12 protein-coding genes and 3 pseudogenes are annotated in these 16,720 nt (G+C 54.4%); 5 read left to right on the top strand and 10 right to left on the bottom strand.

What is annotated here, in order from left to right; translation table 11 throughout:
- Positions 1-33: 33 nt before the first annotated feature.
- The 3 genes from lacZ to lacA all read left to right on the top strand — a co-directional run bounded on the left by lacZ (position 34) and on the right by lacA (position 5,090).
- A complete protein-coding gene (lacZ, locus tag K0778_RS19895; protein ID WP_063084557.1) occupies positions 34-3,108 on the top strand; it encodes a beta-galactosidase in 3,075 nt (1,024 codons plus the stop codon).
- Between the two features lie 51 nt (positions 3,109-3,159).
- Entirely contained in the window at positions 3,160-4,413 is a 1,254-nt protein-coding gene (lacY, locus tag K0778_RS19890; protein WP_000291541.1) for a lactose permease, read from the top strand.
- A 65-nt stretch (positions 4,414-4,478) separates the two neighbouring features.
- Positions 4,479-5,090, top strand: coding sequence for a galactoside O-acetyltransferase (gene lacA / locus K0778_RS19885; protein ID WP_001335915.1), 612 nt, complete (start codon positions 4,479-4,481; stop codon positions 5,088-5,090).
- Between the two features lie 102 nt (positions 5,091-5,192).
- On the opposite strand, the gene cynX is transcribed toward lacA, so the two are convergent.
- From cynX to cynT, 3 genes are read right to left on the bottom strand one after another with little or no spacing between them, the layout of a single operon-like run.
- On the bottom strand, positions 5,193-6,374 hold the full coding sequence (cynX, locus tag K0778_RS19880) for a cyanate transporter CynX (RefSeq protein WP_001301263.1): 1,182 nt from the start codon (positions 6,372-6,374) through the stop codon (positions 5,193-5,195).
- A 5-nt stretch (positions 6,375-6,379) separates the two neighbouring features.
- Complete coding sequence (cynS, locus tag K0778_RS19875; RefSeq protein ID WP_000616243.1) at positions 6,380-6,850, bottom strand: cyanase; 471 nt, start codon at positions 6,848-6,850, stop codon at positions 6,380-6,382.
- 30 nt (positions 6,851-6,880) lie between these two features.
- Positions 6,881-7,540 carry a carbonic anhydrase CynT gene (gene cynT / locus K0778_RS19870; RefSeq protein WP_000658652.1) on the bottom strand — a complete coding sequence of 220 codons (660 nt, stop codon included), beginning with the start codon at positions 7,538-7,540 and terminating at the stop codon, positions 6,881-6,883.
- Positions 7,541-7,648: 108 nt separating this feature from the next.
- Between cynT and cynR the strand changes: the two genes are divergently transcribed.
- Complete coding sequence (cynR, locus tag K0778_RS19865; RefSeq protein WP_000952503.1) at positions 7,649-8,548, top strand: transcriptional regulator CynR; 900 nt, start codon at positions 7,649-7,651, stop codon at positions 8,546-8,548.
- 27 nt (positions 8,549-8,575) lie between these two features.
- Here cynR and K0778_RS28640 read toward each other — a convergent pair.
- A pseudogene (locus K0778_RS28640) lies at positions 8,576-8,655 on the bottom strand (hypothetical protein); the annotation flags it as partial.
- A 9-nt stretch (positions 8,656-8,664) separates the two neighbouring features.
- Between K0778_RS28640 and K0778_RS28635 the strand changes: the two are divergent.
- Positions 8,665-8,748: pseudogene (locus tag K0778_RS28635) on the top strand (hypothetical protein); the annotation flags it as partial.
- Positions 8,749-8,771: 23 nt separating this feature from the next.
- Here the strand turns inward: K0778_RS28635 and K0778_RS28630 are convergent.
- The 6 genes and pseudogenes from K0778_RS28630 to prpC form a co-directional block, all read right to left on the bottom strand.
- Positions 8,772-8,870 (bottom strand): annotated as a pseudogene (locus K0778_RS28630) (hypothetical protein); the annotation flags it as partial.
- Between the two features lie 14 nt (positions 8,871-8,884).
- Positions 8,885-10,168, bottom strand: coding sequence for a cytosine/isoguanine deaminase (gene codA, locus K0778_RS19860; RefSeq protein WP_001301240.1), 1,284 nt, complete (start codon positions 10,166-10,168; stop codon positions 8,885-8,887).
- Complete coding sequence (codB, locus tag K0778_RS19855; RefSeq protein ID WP_000076233.1) at positions 10,158-11,417, bottom strand: cytosine permease; 1,260 nt, start codon at positions 11,415-11,417, stop codon at positions 10,158-10,160. The genes codA and codB overlap by 11 nt, the downstream gene beginning before the upstream one ends.
- 424 nt (positions 11,418-11,841) lie before the next feature.
- Positions 11,842-13,728 (bottom strand): propionate--CoA ligase, encoded by a 1,887-nt coding sequence (gene prpE / locus K0778_RS19850; RefSeq protein WP_000010276.1) that lies wholly within the window; start codon positions 13,726-13,728, stop codon positions 11,842-11,844.
- Positions 13,729-13,767: 39 nt separating this feature from the next.
- A complete protein-coding gene (gene prpD, locus K0778_RS19845; protein ID WP_001275861.1) occupies positions 13,768-15,219 on the bottom strand; it encodes a 2-methylcitrate dehydratase in 1,452 nt (483 codons plus the stop codon).
- 33 nt (positions 15,220-15,252) lie between these two features.
- Positions 15,253-16,422 carry a 2-methylcitrate synthase gene (gene prpC, locus K0778_RS19840; protein ID WP_001285927.1) on the bottom strand — a complete coding sequence of 390 codons (1,170 nt, stop codon included), beginning with the start codon at positions 16,420-16,422 and terminating at the stop codon, positions 15,253-15,255.
- Between the last annotated feature and the right edge of the window lie 298 nt (positions 16,423-16,720).

Genomic DNA, 16,720 nt, shown 5'->3' with positions numbered 1-16,720 from the left:
TGAGCGGATAACAATTTCACACAGGAAACAGCTATGACCATGATTACGGATTCACTGGCCGTCGTTTTACAACGTCGTGACTGGGAAAACCCTGGCGTTACCCAACTTAATCGCCTTGCAGCACATCCCCCTTTCGCCAGCTGGCGTAATAGCGAAGAGGCCCGCACCGATCGCCCTTCCCAACAGTTGCGCAGCCTGAATGGCGAATGGCGCTTTGCCTGGTTTCCGGCACCAGAAGCGGTGCCGGAAAGCTGGCTGGAGTGCGATCTTCCTGAGGCCGATACTGTCGTCGTCCCCTCAAACTGGCAGATGCACGGTTACGATGCGCCCATCTACACCAACGTGACCTATCCCATTACGGTCAATCCGCCGTTTGTTCCCACGGAGAATCCGACGGGTTGTTACTCGCTCACATTTAATATTGATGAAAGCTGGCTACAGGAAGGCCAGACGCGAATTATTTTTGATGGCGTTAACTCGGCGTTTCATCTGTGGTGCAACGGGCGCTGGGTCGGTTACGGCCAGGACAGTCGTTTGCCGTCTGAATTTGACCTGAGCGCATTTTTACGCGCCGGAGAAAACCGCCTCGCGGTGATGGTGCTGCGCTGGAGTGACGGCAGTTATCTGGAAGATCAGGATATGTGGCGGATGAGCGGCATTTTCCGTGACGTCTCGTTGCTGCATAAACCGACTACACAAATCAGCGATTTCCATGTTGCCACTCGCTTTAATGATGATTTCAGCCGCGCTGTACTGGAGGCTGAAGTTCAGATGTGCGGCGAGTTGCGTGACTACCTACGGGTAACAGTTTCTTTATGGCAGGGTGAAACGCAGGTCGCCAGCGGCACCGCGCCTTTCGGCGGTGAAATTATCGATGAGCGTGGTGGTTATGCCGATCGCGTCACACTACGTCTGAACGTCGAAAACCCGAAACTGTGGAGCGCCGAAATCCCGAATCTCTATCGTGCGGTGGTTGAACTGCACACCGCCGACGGCACGCTGATTGAAGCAGAAGCCTGCGATGTCGGTTTCCGCGAGGTGCGGATTGAAAATGGTCTGCTGCTGCTGAACGGCAAGCCGTTGCTGATTCGAGGCGTTAACCGTCACGAGCATCATCCTCTGCATGGTCAGGTCATGGATGAGCAGACGATGGTGCAGGATATCCTGCTGATGAAGCAGAACAACTTTAACGCCGTGCGCTGTTCGCATTATCCGAACCATCCGCTGTGGTACACGCTGTGCGACCGCTACGGCCTGTATGTGGTGGATGAAGCCAATATTGAAACCCACGGCATGGTGCCAATGAATCGTCTGACCGATGATCCGCGCTGGCTACCGGCGATGAGCGAACGCGTAACGCGAATGGTGCAGCGCGATCGTAATCACCCGAGTGTGATCATCTGGTCGCTGGGGAATGAATCAGGCCACGGCGCTAATCACGACGCGCTGTATCGCTGGATCAAATCTGTCGATCCTTCCCGCCCGGTGCAGTATGAAGGCGGCGGAGCCGACACCACGGCCACCGATATTATTTGCCCGATGTACGCGCGCGTGGATGAAGACCAGCCCTTCCCGGCTGTGCCGAAATGGTCCATCAAAAAATGGCTTTCGCTACCTGGAGAGACGCGCCCGCTGATCCTTTGCGAATACGCCCACGCGATGGGTAACAGTCTTGGCGGTTTCGCTAAATACTGGCAGGCGTTTCGTCAGTATCCCCGTTTACAGGGCGGCTTCGTCTGGGACTGGGTGGATCAGTCGCTGATTAAATATGATGAAAACGGCAACCCGTGGTCGGCTTACGGCGGTGATTTTGGCGATACGCCGAACGATCGCCAGTTCTGTATGAACGGTCTGGTCTTTGCCGACCGCACGCCGCATCCAGCGCTGACGGAAGCAAAACACCAGCAGCAGTTTTTCCAGTTCCGTTTATCCGGGCAAACCATCGAAGTGACCAGCGAATACCTGTTCCGTCATAGCGATAACGAGCTCCTGCACTGGATGGTGGCGCTGGATGGTAAGCCGCTGGCAAGCGGTGAAGTGCCTCTGGATGTCGCTCCACAAGGTAAACAGTTGATTGAACTGCCTGAACTACCGCAGCCGGAGAGCGCCGGGCAACTCTGGCTCACAGTACGCGTAGTGCAACCGAACGCGACCGCATGGTCAGAAGCCGGGCACATCAGCGCCTGGCAGCAGTGGCGTCTGGCGGAAAACCTCAGTGTGACGCTCCCCGCCGCGTCCCACGCCATCCCGCATCTGACCACCAGCGAAATGGATTTTTGCATCGAGCTGGGTAATAAGCGTTGGCAATTTAACCGCCAGTCAGGCTTTCTTTCACAGATGTGGATTGGCGATAAAAAACAACTGCTGACGCCGCTGCGCGATCAGTTCACCCGTGCACCGCTGGATAACGACATTGGCGTAAGTGAAGCGACCCGCATTGACCCTAACGCCTGGGTCGAACGCTGGAAGGCGGCGGGCCATTACCAGGCCGAAGCAGCGTTGTTGCAGTGCACGGCAGATACACTTGCCGACGCGGTGCTGATTACGACCGCTCACGCGTGGCAGCATCAGGGAAAAACCTTATTTATCAGCCGGAAAACCTACCGGATTGATGGTAGTGGTCAAATGGCGATTACCGTTGATGTTGAAGTAGCGAGCGATACACCGCATCCGGCGCGGATTGGCCTGACCTGCCAGCTGGCGCAGGTAGCAGAGCGGGTAAACTGGCTCGGATTAGGGCCGCAAGAAAACTATCCCGACCGCCTTACTGCGGCCTGTTTTGACCGCTGGGATGTGCCATTGTCAGACATGTATACCCCGTACGTCTTCCCGAGCGAAAACGGTCTGCGCTGCGGGACGCGCGAATTGAATTATGGCTCACACCAGTGGCGCGGCGACTTCCAGTTCAACATCAGCCGCTACAGCCAACAACAACTGATGGAAACCAGCCATCGCCATCTGCTGCACGCGGAAGAAGGCACATGGCTGAATATCGACGGTTTCCATATGGGGATTGGTGGCGACGACTCCTGGAGCCCGTCAGTATCGGCGGAATTCCAGCTGAGCGCCGGTCGCTACCATTACCAGTTGGTCTGGTGTCAAAAATAATAATAACCGGGCAGGCCATGTCTGCCCGTATTTCGCGTAAGGAAATCCATTATGTACTATTTAAAAAACACAAACTTTTGGATGTTCGGTTTATTCTTTTTCTTTTACTTTTTTATCATGGGAGCCTACTTCCCGTTTTTCCCGATTTGGCTACATGACATCAACCATATCAGCAAAAGTGATACGGGTATTATTTTTGCTGCTATTTCTCTGTTCTCGCTATTATTCCAACCGCTGTTTGGTCTGCTTTCTGACAAACTCGGGCTGCGCAAATACCTGCTGTGGATTATTACCGGCATGTTAGTGATGTTTGCGCCGTTCTTTATTTTTATCTTCGGGCCACTGTTACAATACAACATTTTAGTAGGATCGATTGTTGGTGGTATTTATCTAGGCTTTTGTTTTAACGCCGGTGCGCCCGCAGTAGAGGCATTTATCGAGAAAGTCAGCCGTCGCAGTAATTTCGAATTTGGTCGCGCGCGGATGTTTGGCTGTGTTGGCTGGGCGCTGTGTGCCTCGATTGTCGGCATCATGTTCACCATCAATAATCAGTTCGTTTTCTGGCTGGGTTCTGGCTGTGCACTCATCCTCGCCATTTTACTCTTTTTCGCCAAAACGGATGCGCCCTCTTCCGCCACGGTTGCCAATGCGGTAGGTGCCAACCATTCGGCATTTAGCCTTAAACTGGCGCTGGAACTGTTCAGACAGCCAAAACTGTGGTTTTTGTCACTGTATGTTATTGGCGTTTCCTGCACCTACGATGTTTTTGACCAACAGTTTGCTAATTTCTTTACTTCTTTCTTTGCCACCGGTGAACAGGGTACGCGGGTATTTGGCTACGTAACGACAATGGGCGAATTACTTAACGCCTCGATTATGTTCTTTGCGCCACTGATCATTAATCGCATCGGTGGGAAAAACGCCCTGCTGCTGGCTGGCACTATTATGTCTGTACGTATTATTGGCTCATCGTTCGCCACCTCAGCGCTGGAAGTGGTTATTCTGAAAACGCTGCATATGTTTGAAGTACCGTTCCTGCTGGTGGGCTGCTTTAAATATATTACCAGCCAGTTTGAAGTGCGTTTTTCAGCGACGATTTATCTGGTCTGTTTCTGCTTCTTTAAGCAACTGGCGATGATTTTTATGTCTGTACTGGCGGGTAATATGTATGAAAGCATCGGTTTCCAGGGCGCTTATCTGGTGCTGGGTCTGGTGGCGCTGGGCTTCACCTTAATTTCCGTGTTCACGCTTAGCGGCCCCGGCCCGCTTTCTCTACTGCGTCGTCAGGTGAATGAAGTCGCTTAAGCAATCAATGTCGGATGCGGCGCGAGCGCCTTATCCGACCAACATATCATAACGGAGTGATCGCATTGAACATGCCAATGACCGAAAGAATAAGAGCAGGCAAGCTATTTACCGATATGTGCGAAGGCTTACCGGAAAAAAGACTTCGTGGGAAAACGTTAATGTATGAGTTTAATCACTCGCATCCATCAGAAGTTGAAAAAAGAGAAAGCCTGATTAAAGAAATGTTTGCCACGGTAGGGGAAAACGCCTGGGTAGAACCGCCTGTCTATTTCTCTTACGGTTCCAACATCCATATAGGCCGCAATTTTTATGCAAATTTCAATTTAACCATTGTCGATGACTACACGGTAACAATCGGTGATAACGTACTGATTGCACCCAACGTTACTCTTTCCGTTACGGGACACCCTGTACACCATGAATTGAGAAAAAACGGCGAGATGTACTCTTTTCCGATAACGATTGGCAATAACGTCTGGATCGGAAGTCATGTGGTTATTAATCCAGGCGTCACCATCGGGGATAATTCTGTTATTGGCGCGGGTAGTATCGTCACAAAAGACATTCCACCAAACGTCGTGGCGGCTGGCGTTCCTTGTCGGGTTATTCGCGAAATAAACGACCGGGATAAGCACTATTATTTCAAAGATTATAAAGTTGAATCGTCAGTTTAAATTATAAAAATTGCCTGATACGCTGCGCTTATCAGGCCTACAAGTTCAGCGATCTACATTAGCCGCATCCGGCATGAACAAAGCGCAGGAACAAGCGTCGCATCATGCCTCTTTGACCCACAGCTGCGGAAAACGTACTGGTGCAAAACGCAGGGTTATGATCATCAGCCCAACGACGCACAGCGCATGAAATGCCCAGTCCATCAGGTAATTGCCGCTGATACTACGCAGCACGCCAGAAAACCACGGGGCAAGCCCGGCGATGATAAAACCGATTCCCTGCATAAACGCCACCAGCTTGCCAGCAATAGCCGGTTGCACAGAGTGATCGAGCGCCAGCAGCAAACAGAGCGGAAACGCGCCGCCCAGACCTAACCCACACACCATCGCCCACAATACCGGCAATTGCATCGGCAGCCAGATAAAGCCGCAGAACCCCACCAGTTGTAACACCAGCGCCAGCATTAACAGTTTGCGCCGATCCTGATGGCGAGCCATAGCAGGCATCAGCAAAGCTCCTGCGGCTTGCCCAAGCGTCATCAATGCCAGTAAGGAACCGCTGTACTGCGCGCTGGCACCAATCTCAATATAGAAAGCGGGTAACCAGGCAATCAGGCTGGCGTAACCGCCGTTAATCAGACCGAAGTAAACACCCAGCGTCCACGCGCGGGGAGTGAATACCACGCGAACCGGAGTGGTTGTTGTCTTGTGGGAAGAGGCGACCTCGCGGGCGCTTTGCCACCACCAGGCAAAGAGCGCAACAACGGCAGGCAGCGCCCACCAGGCGAGTGTTTGATACCAGGTTTCGCTATGTTGAACTAACCAGGGCGTTATGGCGGCACCAAGCCCACCGCCGCCCATCAGAGCCGCGGACCACAGCCCCATCACCAGTGGCGTGCGCTGCTGAAACCGCCGTTTAATCACCGAAGGCATCACCGCCTGAATGATGCCGATCCCCACCCCACCAAGCAGTGCGCTGCTAAGCAGCAGCGCACTTTGCGGGTAAAGCTCACGCATCAATGCACCGACGGCAATCAGCAACAGACTGATGGCGACACTGCGACGTTCGCTGACATGCTGATGAAGCCAGCTTCCGGCCAGCGCCAGCCCGCCCATGGTAACCACCGGCAGAGCGGTCAACAGGGCAGCCACGCTAAAGCTCATTCCGCTCGCCTGGCGCAATTGCGGTAGCAGTGGCCCGACGGAGGTGAGCAGTGGTCGCATATTAAGACCAATCAGCACCAGTACCAGCAGCATCGTGAACGTCTTTTGATGGTTGCGCATGGCTGTCAGAACGGTTTGGTCGGCAGATATTTACCATCTAAGGTGATGACCGCACGTTCGCCACCTTCCGGGTCCGCCACTTTCTTAACGTCGAGTTTGAAGTTAATCGCGCTAATAATGCCATCGCCAAATTTCTCATGAACCAACGCTTTCAGGGTTGTACCGTACACCTGCAACATTTCATAGAAACGATACATCGTTGGGTCAGTTGGAATACGGTCATCAATGCAGCCACGCAGTGGAATCATCTGCAACAGTAGAATGGAGTCTTCGTCGAGATCCAGCTTCGCCCCGACCAGGCGGGCGGCGTCGGCAGGAAGCGCCTGCTGACCCAGCAAAGCCGCGGTTACAAAGGCTTCTGCCAGACCGGTGCCGTCGGCAATCTCGGCAAATGAGAGATCTTTTTTAGCTTTGCTGAGCAAAATGGCATCGGCAAGATCAAGACGAATATTGCGGTTAATTTGTGACTGAATCATGGTGGAACTCCTGATGGTTTAAAAATAAGGTTACGCTGCGGTCGGTTGGCGTAGCGGTATGGCACAAACGCGAGGATTAGCGGCCAGTGGCACAAACTGGCGGGTTGCGCCGTCAAAAGCTGCGATGCTGCCGCTTTCAATGTCGTAGACCCAGCCGTGCAGGGCGATCCGCCCCTCTTCGAGCGCCAGGCGCACCGATGGATGAGTTTGCAAATTAGCCAACTGAGCAATGACGTTTTCACGTACCATCGCCGCAGCTTTTGACGGTAAATCGGAATGCGGGCGCGCCTCATTAACTACGCGGGCTGAATCGGCATAACGCAGCCAGTGGGAGACGGCAGGCATATGGTCCATGCACTGACAGCTGGCAATGGCGGTCATCGCGCCACAGTTGGAATGACCACAAATCACAATGTCAGATACCCGAAGCGCAGCGACGGCATACTCCACCGAAGCAGAAACGCCACCGGGTTCCGGCCCGTAGGAAGGGACGATATTGCCCGCGTTGCGAATAACGAACAGATCGCCAGGCTCACGTTGCGTCACCAGCTCAGGGACCAGACGGCTGTCGGAGCAGGAGATAAAAAGTGTGCGCGGGCTTTGCTGTGTCGCCAGCTGTTTAAACAAGGCTTCCCGCTTCGGAAATGCCTCGCGCTGGAATTTAAGGAATCCATCAATAATCTCTTTCACCGTTAACCTCTGTCTGTCTCTGGAATGAGAGGCAGACTACTCGCCGATTGTCATAAGGTAAAAGTCTCATTTATGATGAGTTCCATTGGATTTACTTATAGGTTGCGAATGCTCTCTCGACATATCAATTATTTTCTTGCCGTGGCTGAACATGGCAGCTTCACCCGTGCCGCCAGTGCGTTGCACGTCTCCCAACCTGCGCTTTCCCAGCAGATTCGCCAGTTAGAGGAGAGTTTAGGCGTGCCGCTGTTTGACCGTAGCGGGCGAACGATTCGTCTCACTGATGCAGGAGAAGTCTGGCGACAGTACGCCAGCCGGGCGTTACAGGAACTGGGGGCGGGTAAACGGGCGATTCATGATGTTGCCGATCTGACGCGAGGATCGCTGCGTATCGCCGTCACCCCCACCTTTACGAGCTACTTTATCGGCCCCTTAATGGCGGATTTCTATGCGCGCTATCCCAGCATCACGCTCCAGCTACAGGAAATGTCGCAGGAGAAAATCGAGGATATGCTTTGCCGCGACGAGTTGGACGTTGGGATTGCCTTCGCGCCTGTGCATTCGCCGGAGCTGGAGGCAATTCCTTTACTGACAGAAAGTTTAGCGTTAGTCGTGGCGCAACATCATCCGCTGGCCGTCCATGAACAGGTGGCGTTGAGTCGCTTGCATGATGAAAAACTGGTCCTGCTCAGCGCGGAATTTGCCACCAGAGAGCAAATTGACCACTACTGCGAGAAAGCGGGGCTACATCCACAGGTGGTCATTGAGGCGAACTCAATTAGCGCGGTTCTGGAGCTGATTCGCCGCACTTCCCTTTCCACATTGTTACCAGCAGCGATTGCCACACAACATGACGGGCTTAAAGCTATTTCTCTTGCCCCGCCACTACTGGAGAGAACGGCGGTTTTGTTGCGGCGGAAAAATAGCTGGCAGACAGCCGCCGCGAAGGCATTTTTGCACATGGCGTTGGATAAATGCGCGGTTGTTGGCGGAAATGAATCACGGTAGCCGCTGACACAGGTCTGCGGCTGGAATTGCCTGATGCGCTACGCTTATCAGGCCTACGAGTTCAGTGCTCTACGTAGGCCGGATAAGGCGTTCACGCCGCATCCGGCATAAACTACAGCTGGCAGACAGCCGCTGCGAAGGCATTTTTGCACATGGCGTTGGAGGAATGCGCGGTTGTTGGCGGGAATGAATCACGGTAGCCGCTGACACAGATCAGCGGCTGGAATTGCCTGATGCGCTACGCTTATCAGGCCTACGAGTTCAGTGCTCTACGTAGGCCGGATAAGGCGTTCACGCCGCATCCGGCATAAACTAAGCTCGCTGTAACCCAGTCGTTCAACGTTTGTAATCGATGGCTTCTGGCTGCTCCAGATATACGGTGGTTTGTGCCGGTTGTGTGCTGGCAATCACCTTGCCGCCACGTACCGAATAACGTACCGGAACCTGACGGCGCAGCGCATCAAACCCATTTTCAGCCGGCAGGATAATCAGGTTGGCGCTGTTTCCGGCGGCAATGCCGTAATCCTGCAAATTCAACGTCCTTGCGCTGTGGTGGGTGATTAAATTCAGGCCATCGTTAATCTGCCCGTAGCCCATCAACTGGCAAACATGCAGCCCCATATGCAGCACTTGCAGCATATTCGCCGTTCCCAGCGGATACCACGGATCGAAGACATCATCGTGACCAAAGCAGACGTTAATGCCGGACTCCAGCATCTCTTTAACGCGCGTGATGCCGCGACGTTTTGGATACGTATCGAAACGTCCTTGCAGATGAATATTGACCAGCGGGTTGGCGACAAAGTTAATACCGGACATTTTCAGCAAGCGGAACAGGCGTGAGGTATACGCCCCGTTATAGGAGTGCATTGCCGTGGTGTGGCTGGCGGTGACTCGCGCGCCCATGCCTTCATGGTGCGCCAGGGCAGCAACGGTTTCGACAAAGCGCGACTGCTCGTCATCGATCTCATCACAGTGAACGTCGATGAGACGGTCGTATTTTTGCGCCAGGGCGAAGGTTTTATGCAGCGACTCCACGCCGTATTCACGGGTAAATTCAAAATGCGGAATCGCCCCCACTACATCTGCCCCTAAGCGTAACGCCTCTTCCAGCAACGCTTCACCGTTGGGATACGACAAAATCCCTTCCTGAGGGAAGGCGACGATTTGCAGATCAATCCACGGCGCGACTTCCTGCTTCACTTCCAGCATTGCTTTCAGCGCAGTTAGCGTTGCATCCGAAACATCGACATGGGTACGCACATGCTGAATGCCGTTGGCAATCTGCCATTTCAGCGTTTGCCATGCGCGTTGTTTCACATCGTCATGGGTTAATAACGCTTTGCGCTCGGCCCAGCGTTCAATGCCTTCAAACAGCGTGCCGGACTGATTCCAGTTCGGTTGTCCGGCGGTTTGCGTGGTGTCCAGGTGAATATGTGGCTCCACAAACGGCGGTATAACTAAACCTTGTTCGGCATCCAGGCTGTTTTCAGTTATGGGCATCACGCCGGATTGCGCATCAATGGCGCTGATTTTTCCGTCCTGCAGATGAATCTGCCACAGCCCCTCTTCGCCTGGTAACCGGGCGTTAATAATTGTTTGTAAAGCGTTATTCGACACTGTTAGCCTCCACATGCGTCATTGCTGCTGTCGTTTTACGATTCAAAATCGGGTTAAGGATCAGATAGCTCAGCGCGCCACCTAATACCGCGTTGACCGGAACAATTCCCGGTAACCAGTGGCCTGCAGCAATCCCCAAGGCGACCGCCAGAATCGCCACCCAATTGACACTCATCATACGCGTGGTCGCAAAGTGCTCATAGCGGCGACGGTTCATCAGATAGTCGGCGATGATCACGCCACCCACTGGAGGAATAGCTGCCGAAAGGAAGGTCAACCAGCCGACAAAATTGTTATACAGCCATAATGCGCAGACCGTACCGATAATACCGTTGATTACCGAAAGGGTTTTGCTCGACATCCCGGTAATGTTGGCGAAACCTAAACCCGACGCATAGAGTGCGTTATCGTTGGTGGTCCAGATATTCAGCCCCAGCACCACAATCGCAGGCAGCAGCAGGCCCTGAGCAATCATCACATCAGAGATATCCGCCATGCCCAGTGCCGCAGCGCCCGCTGCACCGAAAATAAACATCAACGAGTTGCCGAGGAAAAAGGCCACCATCGCCACCAGCACCGCCAGTTTGGCATTGCGACCAAACCGGACAAAGTCAGCGGTGAGCGTACCCGCACTGATAAATGACCCCACAACCAGCGCCAGCGCGACATTGAAATCTAACGGTTGTGCGGGAACGACCGCTTTTAATGCGTCCAGGCCGCCCATGCCGTTAACAGCCAGCCACACGGAATAACCGCCCAGGCAGGCGATAGCCGGAACCGCAATCACCGAAAGAACCGTCAGCGCCGAAATGCCAAAAAAGACGGTGACGGTCATCAGTAAACCGGAAACGGCAATCAGCAAATTAATATCCAGCCCGGTTGCCTTACCCACCGGAATGGCAAACATCGCCACACCGACGCCAAACCAGCCAACCTGAGTTCCGCCCAGTAGCAGTGAAGGCAGCCATGAGCCTTTAACACCAAACGAGAAGCGAGCAAGAAGATGAGTGGTCAGGCCGGTTTTTGCGCCAATGTAACCGAGAAATGAAGTGTAAATACCGAGGAGAAGATTACCGATGAGAACTGCGAGGAAGAAATCATGATAGCTAAGACCGGTTCCGAGAGTGCCGCCGGTCCACATACTGGCGGAAAAGAAGGTTAATCCCAGCATGACGAACGTCAATGCCAATACCCCTTTCCGCGCCGACTGCGGGACTGGCCCCTGGCTAAAGTTGTTATCTTGCGACACGAAATTCCCCCTTTTTGCTGTTTGAAACCCAAAAAATCCGCCGCATTCTATTCATCTGAAGATAAAAAGCAATCGTTTTCGTGGGGAAATATATTTTTTATATGAATGAGTGCAAAAAGGTGGGGGAAAAATTATCGGTGTAAAAACAGTGGGTAGGCCTGATAAGACGCGTCAGCGTCGCATCAGGCATCTGAGCATGGTGTCGGATGCGGCGCGAGCGCCTTATCCGACCTACGGTTCAGACCTGTAGGCATGATAAGACGCGCCAGCGTCGCATCAGGCATCGGCGCGGGGTGTCGGATGCGACGCGAACGCCTTATCCGACCTACGGTTCAGGCCTGTAGGCATAATAAGACGCGGTAAGCGTCGCATCAGGCATCGGCGCATGGTGTCGGATGCGCCACGCGACGCATCCGACAATACCTTACTCTTCCATCGCCTGGCGGATCTGATCCAACGACGCAGGATCATCAATGGTCGTCAGATCTCCAGGATCGCGTCCTTCGCAAATCGCCTGGATCGTGCGGCGCAGCATTTTTCCGGATCGCGTTTTTGGCAATTGCGAGACAAACCAGACGTGCGCCGGGCGGCCAAAGTTGCCAATCTGGCTGTCCACCAGCGCCATAATCGCCTTCTCTTGCGAATGCGCCACATCACGATCTTCCAGACTGTCGCTCTCTTTCGGAATGACAAACGCCACCGCCACCTGCCCTTTCAGCGCATCTTTCACCCCAACCACCGCCACTTCGGCAACGCCCGGATGGCTGGAGATACTCTCTTCAATCTCGCGCGTCCCCAGCCGATGCCCGGCAACGTTAATTACATCGTCAGTGCGCCCGAGAATAAAGTGATAACCGTCAGCGTCACGGATGCCCCAGTCAAAGGTGGCGTACACCGGGCGGGAAAACAGCGACCAGTAAGTCTTCACAAAGCGGCCGTCGTCGCCCCAGATGGTCTGAATACACCCCGGCGGCAGCGGCCCTTCCACCACCAGCATCCCTTTCTCGTTGACGCCACACGGTTCGCCGGTGACTTCATTAAGCAACTGCACGTTATAGCCATACATCGGCACGCCGGGGCTTCCCAGACGCGTCGGCCTGTCGTCCAGACCGCGAGCAATCGCCATAATCGGCCAGCCGGATTCGGTCTGCCAGTAGTTGTCGATGACCGGCACATCCAGCGTATTGCTCACCCAACTGGCGGTCGGCTCGTCCAGCGGTTCTCCAGCCAGATAGAGCACTTCCAGCGACGAGAGATCGTGTTTACGAATTTCAGCGGTAGGGAATTTTTTCAGCACGCGAATGGCGGTCGGCGCTGAGAACATCCGGCTAACCTGATATTTCTCGACGATTTTCCACCACACGCCGCAGTCCGGCCAGGTCGGTAATCCTTCGTAAACGATAGTCGCCATCCCCGCCAGCAGCGGCGCGTAGACGATATACGAATGCCCCACCACCCAGCCGATATCCGAAGCACAAAAGAACACACCGCCCGCTTTGCCGCCAAAAATGGTGTCCATCGAGGTCGCCAGCGCCACCGCATATCCGCCAACGTCACGCTGCACGCCTTTAGGTTTGCCGGTCGTGCCGGAGGTGTAGAGAATGCAGGAGGTTTCGTTGGATTCCAGCCACGCCACCGGTACCCGCGCGCCGATGTGTTGATGGCGCAACGACGCGAAATCGACATCCCGCCCGCTGACGCGCGCCATTTTCGCCAGCCCGCGATCCACCAGCAAAACATGGCGTGGCTGGTGCTGCGCCTGACTTATCGCATCGTCGAGCAATTTTTTATAGGGAATGATTTTGCCACCGCGCGCTCCGGCATCAGCCGAGACAATCAGCACCGGTTTAGCATCATCAATTCGCGCCGCCACGCTGTGCGAAGCAAATCCCCCAAACACCACCGAGTGAATAGCGCCAATGCGCGCGCAGGCCAGCAGAGTAATATGCGCTTCGGCAATCATCGGCATATACACCAGCACCCGATCGCCACGCTGCACGCCCAATGAACGCAACATTGAGGCCACCGCGTTCACTTCGTCATGCAGCTGACGAAAGGTAAAGGTGCGCTCTTCTTCTGTTTCCGAAGAGACGGCAATCAGCGCCAGCGCCTCTGGCTGTTTCTCCAGCCAGCGGTCGATAGCGTTGTGACACAAGTTGGTTCGGCCTTCACAAAACCAACGGGCAAACGGCGGATTGCTGTGATCGAGCGTTTGCGTAAAGGGCGTCTGCCAGTCAATACGCCGGGCCTGCTCGGCCCAGAACTGCTCCGGTTCGTTAATCGAACGCTGATAAAATTCGCTAAAAGACATAATGCTCTCCTGTTGAACTTACGCCTTACCGCTGTTTGCTTAAATGACGTACAGGTCGAGATACTCATTGACCGGCATCTGTTCCAGGCGAGTTCTGTCGAGAGAAACCTCCAGAATGCGCTGCTGTTGGCGAGTCGGGAACTGGCGCGCGAGATTGATTTTGAATTTATCGACCAGTTTCGGAATACCATCCTGACGGCGGCGAGCATGACCAATGGGGTACTCCACCACCACTTCTTCAAATCGTGTGCCGTCGGTGAACTCAAGGGTAATGGCATTGGCGATGGCGCGTTTTTCCGGGTCGTGGTAGTCAGCGGTAAATGCCGGATCTTCAAAGCAATTGATCTTCTCGCGCAGGGCGTCAATGCGTTTATCTTGCGCAACGTTGTCCTCGTAATCTGCCGCCGTTAAGCGCCCGAATAGCAGCGGGATCGCCACCATGTACTGAATGCAGTGATCGCGGTCTGCCGGGTTATTGAGCGGCCCTTTTTTGTCGATGATGCGAATACAGGCTTCGTGGGTGCGAATGGTCACTTTTTCGATATCCGCCGCCGTTTTGCCTGCTGCCTGCATCTGTTCATAGAGCGTCATCGCTGCTTCAACTGCCGTCTGGGAGTGGAACTCCGCCGGGAAGGAGATTTTGAACAGCACATTTTCCATAACGTAGGAACCGTACGGGCGCTGGAAGCGGAACGATTCACCTTTAAAGGAGACGTCGTAGAAGCCCCACACCGGCGCAGTCAGGGCTGACGGGTAACCCATTTCGCCCGTTTTCGCCATCAGTGCCAGACGTACCGCGCGGGAAGTGGCATCGCCCGCCGCCCAGGATTTACGCGTGCCGGTGTTCGGCGCATGGCGATAGGTGCGCAGCGACTGACCGTCCACCCACGCCAGCGAAACGGCGTTGAGAATTTCCTCGCGGGTCAGGCCGAGCATTTCGGCGACCACGGCGGTGGAAGCCACTTTCACTAACAGAACGTGGTCGAGGCCGACGCGGTTAAAGGAGTTTTCCAGCGCGATGCAGCCCTGAATTTCATGGGCTTTGATCATTGCGGTCAGCACCTGTTTCATGGTCAACGGCGCTTTGCCGCTGGCGACCGCGTTGCGCGAAAGCCAGTCCGCCGTTGCCAGAATGCCGCCGAGGTTGTCGGAAGGATGGCCCCACTCCGCCGCCAGCCAGGTATCGTTGAAATCGAGCCAGCGGATCATCGCGCCGATGTTAAATGCCGCCTGGACGGGGTCGAGCTGGAACTGAGTTCCGGGGACGCGCACGCCGTTGGGTACGACGGTGCCGGGAACAATTGGCCCCAGCAGTTTTTTACAGGCCGGGTATTCGAGAGCTTCCAGACCGCAGCCGAGCGTGTCGAGCAGGCAGTAATGTGCGGTGTCGTAGGCCACTTTAGAGCTGATTTCGTAGTTCATGACGTAATCGACGATATCAACGATTTCACGATCAAATTCCGGGCGGATGTTGTTGATTTGAGCTGACATTGGGTACGTTTCCTTATTGTTATTCGTAGAGGTTTACTGGCGCTTATCCAGCGCGACAAACGGGCGGTCTTCCGGTCCAACATAATTGGCGGAAGGACGGATAATTTTGTTGTCCTGACGTTGTTCGATAATGTGCGCCGCCCAGCCGGTGACGCGGGCGATAACAAACAGTGGTGTGAACATCTCGGTGGGAACGCCCATCATGTTGTAGGAAACAGCAGAGAACCAGTCGAGATTGGGGAACATCTTTTTGCTCTCCCACATCACCGTTTCCAGGCGATCGGCGATGTTGTACATCTTCAGCGAGCCGCCTTCCTGCGAGAGCTGCTTCGCCACACGTTTAATCACCTGGTGGCGCGGGTCAGCGATGGTGTAAACCGGATGACCAAAACCAATGACCACTTCTTTGTTTTCCACGCGCTTGCGGATATCTGCTTCGGCTTCGTCCGGCGTTTCGTAGCGTTGCTGGATCTCCAGCGACACTTCATTCGCCCCGCCGTGTTTTGGCCCGCGCAGTGCGCCAATCGCGCCAATAATCGCGGAATACATATCAGAGCCGGTGCCCGCAATCACCCGACTGGTAAAGGTGGAGGCGTTAAACTCGTGTTCGGCGTACAGCACCAGCGAGATATGCATCGCCTTTTCCCAGCTTTGCGATGGCTTTTCGCCGTGCAGCAGATGCAGGAAGTGACCGCCGATGGAGTCGTCATCGGTTTCCGGTTGGATGCGTTCGCCGTTGTGGCTGTAGTGATACCAATAAAGGAGAATCGAGCTAAGCGACGCCAGCAGTTTGTCGGCAATATCCCGCGCGCCAGAGACGGTATGCCCCTCTTTTTCTGGCAGCGTGCAGCCGAGCGCGGAAACACCGGTGCGCATAACATCCATCGGGTGCGACGCCGCCGGTAAGGCTTCCAGCACGGTACGCACGTTAGCCGGTAAACCGCGCAGGGCTTTCAGTTTCGTTTTGTAAGCGGCGAGTTCGTCACGGGTCGGCAGTTTGCCGTGGATCAGCAGATGCGCCACTTCTTCAAATTCGCAATGTTTCGCCAGATCAAGAATATCGTAGCCGCGGTAATGCAGGTCATTGCCACTTTTACCCACGGTGCAGAGCGCCGTATTGCCCGCCGGAACGCCAGAAAGTGCCACAGATTTTTTCGGTTTAATGACATGGGTACTGTTTTGCAGGATCGTTGTGTCGCTCATGTTGTCCTCGTCATTGTTATCATTTGTAGGGTCGAGATTGTTGTCGGATGCGACGCTATGCGTCTTATCCGACCTACAGTTCAGTTCACCCCGTAGGCCTGATAAGTCGCGTCAGCGGCGCATCAGGCATCGGTTGTCGGATGCGACGCTATGCGTCTTATCCGACCTACAGTTCAGTGCACCCCGTAGGCCTGATAAGTCGCGTCAGCGGCGCATCAGGCATCGGTTGTCGGATGCGACGCTATGCGTCTTATCCGACCTACAGTTCAGTGCACCCCGTAGGCCTGATAAGTCACGT

The organism is Escherichia sp. XD33 (assembly GCF_019375075.1).
Lineage (GTDB): Bacteria > Pseudomonadota > Gammaproteobacteria > Enterobacterales > Enterobacteriaceae > Enterobacter > Enterobacter flexneri_A.
This window is presented reverse-complemented; position numbering and strand designations above follow the sequence as displayed.

What these genes read in the sequence shown, in the direction of transcription:
- prpE (WP_000010276.1), bottom strand. Translation starts at nt 13,728, where the DNA reads ATGTCTTTTAGCGAATTTTATCAGCGTTCGATTAACGAACCGGAGCAG.
- lacZ (WP_063084557.1), top strand. Translation starts at nt 34, where the DNA reads ATGACCATGATTACGGATTCACTGGCCGTCGTTTTACAACGTCGTGAC.
- cynS (WP_000616243.1), bottom strand. Translation starts at nt 6,850, where the DNA reads ATGATTCAGTCACAAATTAACCGCAATATTCGTCTTGATCTTGCCGAT.
- cynX (WP_001301263.1), bottom strand. Translation starts at nt 6,374, where the DNA reads ATGCGCAACCATCAAAAGACGTTCACGATGCTGCTGGTACTGGTGCTG.
- prpC (WP_001285927.1), bottom strand. Translation starts at nt 16,422, where the DNA reads ATGAGCGACACAACGATCCTGCAAAACAGTACCCATGTCATTAAACCG.
- lacY (WP_000291541.1), top strand. Translation starts at nt 3,160, where the DNA reads ATGTACTATTTAAAAAACACAAACTTTTGGATGTTCGGTTTATTCTTT.
- cynR (WP_000952503.1), top strand. Translation starts at nt 7,649, where the DNA reads ATGCTCTCTCGACATATCAATTATTTTCTTGCCGTGGCTGAACATGGC.
- prpD (WP_001275861.1), bottom strand. Translation starts at nt 15,219, where the DNA reads ATGTCAGCTCAAATCAACAACATCCGCCCGGAATTTGATCGTGAAATC.